Raw genomic sequence first — 10,500 nt, 5'->3', positions numbered from 1 at the left:
GTGATATCCGGGCTCGGCGAGCATGAGGCCCATATCCAGGCCTCCGCCGCCTGCGCAGAGGGACAATCCGTGCCGGGGACGTGACACCAGGCCATTCACCGCACCCCCCGCGCGCGCAGGCGCTCGACCGTGACCAGGCCCCGGGTCAGCATGGCGTGGCACATGGCATTGCTGATCATGCTGGGTGGCAGGTATTCTTCGGAATTGACCTTGGCCGCGTAGAAGGCCGCGAGATCGTCGTCACTGGGCCTGGGGCCTTCGTCGCGCTTGCGGCGCCGGGTATTGCTGCTGCCGGGTGTTGGCCCCTTCTTTGCAACCGCCGCGCCGGTGTGCTTCAGGCGCCCTGCTGCCCGTTGCATGGCACGGTCGAGCGCCTTTGGGCCATCGGGCGGCTCGGGATGATCGCGCCGCGAAGCCTCGGCCACGGCAAGGATCGCGTCCTCGTCGAGCCCCAGATCGTCGCGCCAGCGCCGGACATGCTCGCGGGGCGGCCAGCCCTGCCACCAGCCGGGCAGGGCGGTCGTGTCGAGGCCCAGCGCCTTGAGCAGCTCCCCGAAAAACTCCTCGGAGATCGCCTCGCGCGCCCGCGCGTCCTCCTCCTCCTTTACTGGTTTACTTAGAGGTTCCCTTACAGGGTTAGTGTCCGGATTCCGGACACGGCGTTCGGCATTTTCCGGACACGGGTCGGGGTCAAAATCGGACACGGATCGGGCCGCACACCCGTGTCCTGTTTCCGGACACGGCTCGGGCAGATCGAGTGCTTCATCCCCTGATTTCCCATCATCACCGGCAATTTCATCGAAGGGCAATTCCCCATGTCCGGTTTCCGGACACGGGGTTGGATCATTTGGTGCGAAGCCTGGCTCGAAGCCCAGAATGTAGCGGGTGGGCATCTGCCGTTTGGTAACGGGATGAATTCGCGGCACCCGACGCAGCAGGCCTGCCGACTCCAGCTGGCCGAGATGCTCGTTCAGCGTCGATCGGCTGATCTCGCAATCATGCGCCAGCCGCGCCTGCGAGGGGAAGCAGCCGTAATCCGGGTTGAACCGGTCGCAGAGGTGCCAGAGCACGATCCTGGTCGTCGGCTTCAGCCCGCGCTGCTTGATCGCCCAGTTGGTGGCCTCGTGGCTCATGGTGCAGCCCTCCGCGCAGAACTGACGGCGTGGCGCTGGGCCGCGTCCTGCTGCACCACGCGGCTGGTGAACCCGTGATCGGCCAGTGCGCCCAGCGCATCGTCCAAGCTGCGCACCAGCGCCCAGCCATGGCCCTGCGCCAGCACGGCATCGCGAAACGCCTCCTGCGCGGGGCTGAGCCGGCCCTTGAGGGATTTCAGCTCGAGGAACAGCACGCGCTTATCGCAAAGCACCAACAGATCGGCGAAGCCGGCATGGACGCCCATGCCGACAAGGATCGCCTGGCGCCTGGCCCCGCGCGGGCCTGGCTCGGTGACCTCGTTGGCGCAATGGTGGATGATGGCCGTGCGGGGCAGGGCAAAGCGCAGCGCCTGTACCACCGCGCGCTGCAGATCGGCCTCGGGGGTGTGGCGGCGAGTCATCGCTGCACCTCCGGGGATTCCTCATCATCGGGCCGGTGGCGCCCAGCGCGGCCGGGTGATCGGGCATCAAGAACCACGAGCAGGATCCGCGCGTCCTCGCGCTCTGTCGGCGTCTCGCCATGCCGGACCAGCACATTGCAGGCGAGCCTGATCAGATGGTCGGAATGGCTCACGACATCGGCGACGACGATGCGCGCCTCGCGCAGCCGCTCTTCGATCCAGTCCTGGCGCACCTGATCGCGCTGGGCGCGCTTGCGGAAGGGCAGGGGGATGGTCATCGACGTGCTCCCCGACGCTGGGGGGCGGGGCGGCCCTGCTCGCGGCTCAGCAACCACGCCTCGACACTGCTGCGCCGATAGAACACCTTGCGACCGATGCGCGTGCAGGGCGGCCCTTCACGCCGCGCGTCCCAGCGCCCCAGTGTATCGGGGGTGACCGACAGTTCCACCGCGAGCTGATCGCGGCTGATCCAGTCGGCCAGCAGATGCAAAGGCTCCACGCCTGCATCCATGGTCATGATCTCCGACATCGATGATCTCCTCCGTTCCACGCCCGATGCGGTTCGGGCTGGGGAGATCGAAGCAGAGCCGGAGGGGTGGAAACGAGGCGGAAGGTGGAATTGAAAGCGGGGGGCAATTCCGCCCCTTGTTTTTCTGGAGTTCTGGCGTGATCGTCGTCATGATCAAGAGTGATCCGGGCGCGATTTCCGGAATTTTCCGGGTCGAATTCCACCCCCTCGCGCGCGCGTTTCAGCGCAGGAACGCGCCTCGACTGGTTGCTTCGGGTCATGCCGGATCAGGCCGCGCGAATCGGAGGCGGAATCGCGTATGCGCGCATTCCTCCCGGAGGAAGCCGCGCCGTCAGGGCAGGGCAGGGAAGTCGCCGCGCTGGTGGTTCTCGACCAGCTGGCGCAGTTCTTGAGGCGCGATCACCTCGACCGTGTCGCCCCAGGTGTAGAGATGCCAGGCCATCTCGAGCCAGCCGCAAGCATCGAAGGTGACGGTGAGCCCGCCCTCGGCGTCATCCTCCATCACCTGGTCGGGGTGGAACACGTATTCCCGTGCGACCGGCGCTGCCCGGTTGTCGAAGCGCCAGATCACGGTCGCGAACTCCCTCTCGCAGTGGAACGAGCCGAAGGAGCGCGCCGCGTAGCGCCCGAGATCGAATTCCGGGTCCCGACGGAAGGACTGCTTCATGCGCCGGGCATGCAGGATGCGATCGAGCCGGAAATGCCGGAACTGGTCATCGACATCCGGCTCCCGGCAGACCAGATAACACCGCAGCCCGAAGAGAACTCCATAAGGCTCAAGAAGGCGCGTGCGCGGCTCCGCATCGCGATCCCCGTGATAGGTGATCTCGAGCCGGAATGGCCCCTTCAGCGCGGCGTCGATCACCTCGAGGATCTCAGGCTCATAGACTGCACGGGGCCCCGGCCGGCACGCATGCCCCCGCGCCTGCAGCAGGGCCTCCGCGTCGGCTTCCGCGCGGCGTACCTCGCAAGGGGGGTGCGCGGCAACCAGCCGGTCGCGCAGCGCCTCCAGCGTCCGCGCCTCGGTGATTGCGCCTTCGCGCAACGCGCGGCGAACGCCCATGTCGAGTGCGGACAGTTCGTCATCGCGAATGCCCTGCAGTCGCAGAAGCCGCTCGTCCCCCGACAGCGACCACCGTTTCCGGCGGTTGTCGTCGACCCGCACGCTGACCGTGGTGAACACGGTCTCCAGCGCGCGTGCCATGCGCTGCGCGCTGCGGTGGTTCACCCCGAAGCTGACCTCGATGTCTTGCAGGCTGACACCCTCATCACGTGCGGCTGCCATGTCTGCAAGGCGCATCAGCTCGAGGGCCTTGGTGAAGGGAACATAGGTCATGCGTCGTCCATGCCAGATTGTTACGCCCTGCCTAGTGCATTCACCGCACGGGTTGCGCAACCTCTGCGTGCCGGCCGGAGCGATTCTCTCGCACCCCTGGCACATCGTTCTCGCAACCCACCCCTGCGCGCCCCAAGCGCCCGGTCGGCGGCGCATTGCCCGCGTCTTTCGCAGGCCGTGCCGAGGCATGTGCGGTTGGCGTTGTGGTGGCAGAAGAGAGGAGAACAACGATGACTGCCTCACCAAGCGGCTTCTTTTCAATCATGGAACTGGCAATTCGCTGGGAATGCACGATGCACAGGGTGGTGGACGCAGCCCTCCTGGGGCAGCTGCGTGTGGTGGCGGGAATCCCGCCCGTCACCTGCGGGCATCAGCGCATCGGCGGGCTCGTGCAGGTCAATGTCGCAGACATGCTGCCGATGTTTCGCCGGTTCGGGTCGAGCGAGGAGGCGGCCACGCTGCGCCGGATCGCGCCCTGTGAGGGCGGCGAGTGGATCTACATCACCGATCCGGCCGAGGGCCTGCCGATCCGCAGCACCGATCTGCTCGTTCCCAGTCAGGATGTGCAGCGTTACGAGGACGAGCGCGATCTCCTGCGCCGCAGTGCCAGCACGGTCGGGGTAGCGCCGCGCTACGACTGGGATGCGATGTATGCCTGGCTCTTCAAGCGCATCAACGACGAGGGCCTGCCCGAGAGCCAGGCAGCACTTGTGGGGGAGGCGCAGGAATGGTTCGTGCGCAACGCGCAATCGGGCAAGGTTCCCGAGGACAGCACGATCCGCAAGCGCATCAGCCTGATCTGGCGCATCCTGCGCGGGGGCAAGTGATGCCCGGCGCTCAGGCGGAGCGCTGATCCTTTTCAGCGTCATGAACAAGCTGCGGGCGTGGGCGGAAGATGCTTGCCACACTGTCCACGCCCGCCCGCAGCGGCGATTCCATCAGATGCGCATAGCGCTGCGTCGTCTGCATCTGGCTGTGGCCCAGCAGCCGGCCGATGATCTCGAGCGAGGCGCCGCCCGAGACCAGCAGCGAGGCGAAGGTGTGGCGCAGGTCGTGGATGCGCACATCCGGAAGCTCCGCCTCCTTCTGCACCTTGATCCAGAAGCGGCGGATTTCGCGGACGGGCTTGCCGACGGCGTCACCGGGAAAGAGCCATGGATTGCCGCGCGGCACCACCAACTGACGCTGGCGCACGATGGCGACCACGTCTTGCGAGATCGGCACGCGGTGGATCTTGCGCTGCTTGGTGGTCGAGGCCGGTTTCGACCAGATGGCGTAATCGAGATTGAACTGCTCGAACCGCGCTGTGCGCACCTCGCCCACGCGCGCGCCGGTCAGCATGCACATGCGGATGATCGCGGCGGCGCGCTGATCCTCGGCCTTGTCGAGGACAGCGGCCAGCCGGGTCAGCTCCTCGGGGGACAGAAACCGCTCACGGGCATGTTCGATGCGCCGGTGGAAGCCTTGCGCCGGATTGTCCGCGCGCCATTCCCATTCCATGGCCAGCGTGAACATCTTGCGCAGGATTTCCCCGACACGGTTGGCGCGCACAGGCGTGGGCTTGTGGCCCTGCAGCTTGCGGGCCCGGTTCCTTGGCTTCTGCTTGCAGGGACGCGGGCGGCCCTCGGCCACGAAATCGAGGAACTTCGCCACATCGGACTTGGTGATGTCGCTCACCAGCCGGTTGCCCCAGGCAGGTTCCACCATCTTCTTCAGCATCGAAACCTGATCCCCGGCATTCGCGGGCGCGAGCTTTGGCAGGTGCTCGCGGATGTAGCGGTCGATCATGTCCTTGATCCGTGGCGCCTCGCGCAGCCCCTCTTTTGCTGCCAGCGGGTCCTGTCCCTCGTCGATCATCCGGCGCAGTTCCTTGGCGCGCTCGCGCACCGCCGTGGCGCTCCATTCCGGCCAGCGGCCGATGGTCATGCGGCGTTGGCGGCCAGCGAAGCGATAGTCCAGCGTGAAGGTGCGCGTGCCCGAGCACTGGACCTTGGCGGCCAGGCCGAGGATCTCGGTGTCGAAGATCTGGTAGCTCTTGCCTTCAAGAGGCTCGGCGTCCCGCAGGACCTTCTCGCTCAGTTTCACCCGTCTGGCCATGCGTCCGGCCCTCCTTTCCCGTTGGACACAGGCGTGGATCCGCGCCTCTATCAAGTCAGATCACGGGGCAGGGGGAGGAAAACAGGCGGAAGGTGGAATTGAAGCCCGGCGCGGATTCCGCACTGTTTCGTCAATGGCTTGGCGTGGGCGCCCAGCGCGGGTGGTGTGCGAATCGCGGAATTCTGCGACCGTATTCCGCTCTGGCGCCACAAGCGTGCCCAGACTATCAGGTGTCGGGGAATTGCAGGGACGCGATGATGTGGGACGCAGTCGTACTGGGCGCGGGGGCGGCGGGCTTGATGTGTGCCATCGAGGCTGCGCGCCGGGGGCGGCGGGTCGTGGTGTTGGATCATGCCCGTGCGGCAGGCGAGAAGATCCGCATATCGGGCGGGGGGCGATGCAATTTCACCAACCTTCATATCTCGCCAGACCGCTTCCTCTCGCAAAACCCCCGCTTCGCGCGATCCGCATTGAGCCGGTACACACAACAGGACTTCATCGATCGGGTTACGCGTGCCGGCATCGCATGGCACGAGAAGACCCTCGGGCAACTTTTCTGCGACGGGTCGGCCCGGCAGATCGTCGACATGCTGCTGAGGGATCTTCATGCCGCCGGCGGTGAACTCAGGCTGGGCGTCCGTCCGGGGGCGGTGACGCGCGGCGCCGATGGCGATTTCCGGGTCGAAACCGACGCGGGCGTGATCACGGCGCGTGCGGTTGTTCTGGCGACCGGCGGCAAGTCGATCCCCAAGATGGGGGCCAGCGATTTCGGGTATCGAGTTGCCGAGGCGTTTGGCCTGAGGATCGTGTCGACCCGGCCGGCGCTGGTGCCACTGGTCTTCACCGATGCGCAGCTCGAGGCGATCCGCCCGCTGGCCGGGCTCTCGGTGCAGGCGCGGGTGGGGGCCGAGGGGCAGAAGATCGCGTTTGAGGAGGGATTGCTTTTCACGCATCGCGGGCTTTCGGGCCCTTCGATCCTGCAGATTTCCAGCTACTGGACCCCGGGCCGCGCGATCCGTGTCGACCTGTGCCCCGGGTGCGACCTCGCGGTCGAGGCCGAGGCGGGGCGGGCAGCAGGTCTGGGCGGGCGCGATCTGGTCAATGTTCTGGACCTGCCACAGGCGCTGGCGCGCAGCGTTGTGGCACGGGCAGGGCTGTCGGGGCGATTGGGCGACCAGACCCGGGCGGGGTTCGAAAAGCTCTCTCGCAGCGTGCATGACTGGCAACTGGTTCCCGCCGGAACCGAAGGGTGGCGCACGGCCGAAGTGACGGCGGGCGGGGTCGACACCCGGGATCTGGACGCACGCAGCTTTTCAGCCCGCGCAGTTCCGGGGCTTCACGTGGTGGGTGAACTGGTCGATGTGACCGGCTGGCTGGGCGGCTACAACTTTCAATGGGCCTGGAGTTCGGGGTGGGCGGCAGGGCAGATTGTCTGACGGCCGCTCGACGATGTGTCGCTTGGTATTGAGCTTTGGCGCCCCCAAGATTGTGGACTTCACACACGCAGTTCCAGCGCGTGATAAACGCTGCAACGCGGCTTGCGGTCGAACAGAACTCGTTCATGGGCCGACGGAAGCTTCAGCATGAGCAGTATTCCCCAGCCCGACCAGTTCGGCCCGCACCGGCCCATCGCTCATTGTGCCGAGGCGCCAATGACCTCGGAGAAGCGGCGTCACAGCCGGCCCTATTGCCGCCGTTCGGTCTCGGCACATGCTGCGCGGTGGCAATCGCAATAGCAGTCATCCGCCGCGGCAGCATTCGTAGGTCAGCTGCTCAAGGTCGAAATGTCGACGTTTACGCCTTGTTGTCCAATTCCATTCATCCTGACCTTCAGAAGGGAGCAGCGGAGACAAGGATGACCATTCAAAATCAGGCCAAAGACAGTACATTTATCCGGTCTCTCGAGCCGTATCTGGAAAGCCTTGCTTTGGTAGAACGGCTACATCGACTGTTGCTCGACGTCATCAAGGATGAGTTCGAGCGCTTGGGGATCATTGAAGTCAATGCGGTGCAGGCACTCTTGCTATTCAACATCGGCGAAAACGAAGTCACGGCAGGAGATCTGAAGTCCCGAGGGTATTATCAAGGATCGAATGTCTCCTACAATCTCAAGAAGTTGGTCGAAATCGGTTATATGCACCATAGGCGTTGCACTGTCGATCGTCGCGCGGTGCGCGTTCGCTTGACATCGCGAGGGCGTAACATTCGTGACGTGGTTCATGCGCTTTTTGAGCGCCACGTCGAGATACTGCGGGGACGTGGCTTGGCCGGCGGCAGCGGCTTCGAGGATGTGAACCGGAGCCTTCAGCGGCTCGAACGTTTCTGGATCAAGCAGATCCGTTACATTTACTGACTTTCCTTAAACATTTATACCCACCTGTCTCCGCATCGATGAAGTTGCTACGGCAAACGCATTTCGATGGTGAGCTTAAAAGAAAAAGAACTTATTATTTGTCCTTCAGTCGCAGCCATGTATAGGCTGGTCGCTTGCCGGTTATGAAAACTCAAGAATCGAGCAACACAGACTTGTGTGCGCGCTCCTCGCGACGCTTATGCTTTGCCAAAGGCAAGTATTGCAAATATGAAAATACCGAACAATAATCGAAAAATTCGTTAACTATTCTCGGATCAAGTACAATCCTAGATTTTTGTTAATACTTTGGTAACCAAGAAGGCCAAAATAACAAAAAGATTTCCATAAAAATACAGATTTGCAGTTCTGCATGTCGAGCGTCAGAAGCATAGGAAAATACCAGATGACGGAACTCGTGCAGAAGCTCAATGCGACCAGAGATCGACATTACCAGCTGGAATCCAGCTCGAACGCAAAGCCGACTTCACAAGAGCCTGTCGGTGAAATCTCGCTGAACGAGATGATCAGCAACCATTACGAACTGGAAGCCCGCAGCAGTCAGCTGCGCGAAGAGCTTGAGCATATGATGCGCAAGATCCAACGTCGGGAGGTTGCAAATAATGCTCCCGTGAACGTCAACGATCGTAACCGGATCGCGCGGCCAGTATCTGTGCCCAACTTTGAGACCTTTTCGGCTCTCGATGCCGCCTGTGGCGCACTTGGGTACAATCGCAGCGCGCTGGACTGGACAAAGAGTCGGCGAAAGGAGTTCATCTATGGTGCTGACGCTGGCGACCTTGGCAAGCTTCAGGCGCTCGAATCAGAGTTTCGGCAACTGGAATCGAAGTCCGAATCCCTCGTCCAGGAAATCTTGAGTGTAGTGCCGGGAACAAACGAGCAGGCATTGGATAAGCTCAAGTGGATGGTCAGCATCATGCTCAACAGCGAATGCGTCGAAGTTGATTACTTCGCGTGCCTGGTAGGCGAATGTGTTCAGGCGATTGAGACCAGCCCAGAATGTTCAATGAAACTTGCTTAACGGGACGGTAACCTTGTGTCTGCATGGTGCCCCTCATGCTCTAAGAATGGAGGTCCCAAAATGCCCCAGAACTTGACTACTGATTGGCTGCGTAGGCTGCTTAACTCCGAACCCCCGTCAGATCTGGAGAATGAACTTCGGGAACAACATGCTTCGGCGATCGCATGGCTCTATGAAGAGTTGACTTACCTGCGTGAGGGAAAGAACTCGGTGGAAGATATGTGGGACACGCTCTTGTGGTGCTCTCTATCCTTCAATCATCTGGAAGCTCACCTTGCCGACAGAGAAAAAGCTTGCGCATCGATCTTGGCCGCCCTCGCAAAAGTGGACCAAGACTCTCGGGGGCTAGGTCGCGGCGGTGGCTATGGGAAGCGGACCGGATCCGAAAAGTTGCAATTCGTTCGCCATAGCTGCACCGCTGTTTTCTCATGGCTTGCGCGTTTCCCCATCAGGTTGCGCCCACAAGGAACCGGGATGAACCGCTTTCGCAGTGATGATCACCGGTACTGTGTTGCGCGTCCAGTATTGCCGCAGCGTCTAGAAACTGTCCCTCGCGCGAGTCCCGTAGAGCCAATCGACCATCATGGCGAAATAGGCGGCCAGCGCACAGTCGCAAGCGCTCGCCTTCGCGCCGATGAACGTGTGGTCTGGGGATAAGCAATGAGAAGAAGGTACAGTTTGGTCGAAATCAATCGCATGCGCGTTGCGATCAGCGTTGCGACACCTGTTCAAGGAATGAGCTATACTGAGCGGCTTGTTGAGGTGGAGGAAAAGCTGCGCACTCACATACTCAACGGGACCGACCCCAGTGAACTCATGGCGGCGCCAGAAGACCTGCTCAGAAAGATTGACGCAGCATGAGCCGTAGTCTGGCTGTGACCTGTCTCGGGATTTTTCCTCAAAAAGCGACTAAGTGTTTGATCCCACGGTTTGATGGTGCGATTCTTTCGCAGAAATGGAAGGAAGCATTGTGGGACAGGTTCGTCACGGGAGCGCCACTGACCACGCACGCTGTCCGATCTGTAATACAGCGATCGCAGGCTTCGCTCGCGCAACTGAGCCGTGAACTGGGAATCAATTCTAGGACGGTGGCGGAGTGGTGCAAGCGGGCGACCGTCGAGGATTGCAGAACCGGGTCGGCGGAGCCTCGCTCTACTGCCCTAACCAAGGCCGAGGAAGCGGCGGTCGTCGCATTCCGGCGCCATGCTCTGCTTCCGCAGTCGATGACTGCCTCAATGCCCTTCACGCCATATGAATATACCTGCAGAATCTGGACATCAGAACCAGACAGATTCATCGTCAATCCTATCCACCAGATGCCGGGACTGAACACCTTTCCGCCCTTTGCATCATGATCGTTTGATTGCTCTGGTCAACGTCTGGTCAACCCATGAGCGCGGTTTTGGGCACATCCTGGCCCGCCGGCATACGCCGAAATCCGACCAAAAACGGCGAATAGCGTTGTGCTGACAAAGGCTTGTCGGCTAACTGCTTGGAATTAAAAGAAACCGCAGAATCAACAGGTTGAGGCTCATAACCTGAAGGTCGTAGGTTCAAATCCTACCCCCGCAACCACCTTTACCGAACCGTG

General features: G+C 62.1%; 11 protein-coding genes and 1 pseudogene. 6 read left to right on the top strand and 6 right to left on the bottom strand.

Going from position 1 to position 10,500, the window contains the following annotated elements:
* Positions 1-95 precede the first annotated feature (95 nt).
* The 5 genes from DQ229_RS03650 to DQ229_RS03630 all read right to left on the bottom strand — a co-directional run bounded on the left by DQ229_RS03650 (position 96) and on the right by DQ229_RS03630 (position 3,420).
* Positions 96-1,133, bottom strand: a complete 1,038-nt coding sequence (locus tag DQ229_RS03650; protein ID WP_114964920.1) for a helix-turn-helix domain-containing protein — start codon at positions 1,131-1,133, stop codon at positions 96-98.
* Positions 1,130-1,555: a VRR-NUC domain-containing protein gene (locus DQ229_RS03645; RefSeq protein ID WP_114964919.1), complete on the bottom strand. Its 426-nt coding sequence runs from the start codon at positions 1,553-1,555 to the stop codon at positions 1,130-1,132. Before DQ229_RS03645 ends, DQ229_RS03650 begins: the two co-directional genes overlap by 4 nt.
* The gene (locus DQ229_RS03640) at positions 1,552-1,833 is read right to left on the bottom strand and encodes a hypothetical protein (protein WP_114964918.1); all 282 of its coding nucleotides are present in this window, start codon (positions 1,831-1,833) and stop codon (positions 1,552-1,554) included. Before DQ229_RS03640 ends, DQ229_RS03645 begins: the two co-directional genes overlap by 4 nt.
* The gene (locus DQ229_RS03635) at positions 1,830-2,084 is read right to left on the bottom strand and encodes a helix-turn-helix transcriptional regulator (protein ID WP_238380949.1); all 255 of its coding nucleotides are present in this window, start codon (positions 2,082-2,084) and stop codon (positions 1,830-1,832) included. The genes DQ229_RS03640 and DQ229_RS03635 overlap by 4 nt, the downstream gene beginning before the upstream one ends.
* A 331-nt stretch (positions 2,085-2,415) precedes the next feature.
* Complete coding sequence (locus DQ229_RS03630; protein WP_114964917.1) at positions 2,416-3,420, bottom strand: helix-turn-helix transcriptional regulator; 1,005 nt, start codon at positions 3,418-3,420, stop codon at positions 2,416-2,418.
* 230 nt (positions 3,421-3,650) lie between these two features.
* Between DQ229_RS03630 and DQ229_RS03625 the strand changes: the two genes are divergently transcribed.
* On the top strand, positions 3,651-4,247 hold the full coding sequence (locus DQ229_RS03625) for a hypothetical protein (RefSeq protein WP_155326435.1): 597 nt from the start codon (positions 3,651-3,653) through the stop codon (positions 4,245-4,247).
* Positions 4,248-4,257: 10 nt separating this feature from the next.
* On the opposite strand, the gene DQ229_RS03620 is transcribed toward DQ229_RS03625, so the two are convergent.
* Positions 4,258-5,517, bottom strand: a complete 1,260-nt coding sequence (locus DQ229_RS03620; protein ID WP_114964915.1) for a tyrosine-type recombinase/integrase — start codon at positions 5,515-5,517, stop codon at positions 4,258-4,260.
* A gap of 254 nt (positions 5,518-5,771) precedes the next feature.
* On the opposite strand from DQ229_RS03620, the gene DQ229_RS03615 reads away from it, so the two are divergent.
* The 5 genes and pseudogenes from DQ229_RS03615 to DQ229_RS16730 all read left to right on the top strand — a co-directional run.
* Positions 5,772-6,953: a BaiN/RdsA family NAD(P)/FAD-dependent oxidoreductase gene (locus DQ229_RS03615; RefSeq protein WP_114964914.1), complete on the top strand. Its 1,182-nt coding sequence runs from the start codon at positions 5,772-5,774 to the stop codon at positions 6,951-6,953.
* 419 nt (positions 6,954-7,372) lie between these two features.
* Entirely contained in the window at positions 7,373-7,870 is a 498-nt protein-coding gene (locus DQ229_RS03610; protein WP_114964913.1) for a MarR family winged helix-turn-helix transcriptional regulator, read from the top strand.
* A gap of 403 nt (positions 7,871-8,273) precedes the next feature.
* The gene (locus DQ229_RS03605) at positions 8,274-8,909 is read left to right on the top strand and encodes a hypothetical protein (protein ID WP_114964912.1); all 636 of its coding nucleotides are present in this window, start codon (positions 8,274-8,276) and stop codon (positions 8,907-8,909) included.
* A 735-nt stretch (positions 8,910-9,644) separates the two neighbouring features.
* Positions 9,645-9,770 (top strand): hypothetical protein, encoded by a 126-nt coding sequence (locus DQ229_RS16885; protein ID WP_274378821.1) that lies wholly within the window; start codon positions 9,645-9,647, stop codon positions 9,768-9,770.
* 109 nt (positions 9,771-9,879) lie between these two features.
* Positions 9,880-10,152 (top strand): annotated as a pseudogene (locus DQ229_RS16730) (IS481 family transposase); the annotation flags it as partial.
* Positions 10,153-10,500 lie beyond the last annotated feature (348 nt).

The organism is Alkalilacustris brevis, from assembly GCF_003350345.1.
Taxonomy (GTDB): Bacteria; Pseudomonadota; Alphaproteobacteria; order Rhodobacterales; family Rhodobacteraceae; genus Alkalilacustris; species Alkalilacustris brevis.
This window is presented reverse-complemented; position numbering and strand designations above follow the sequence as displayed.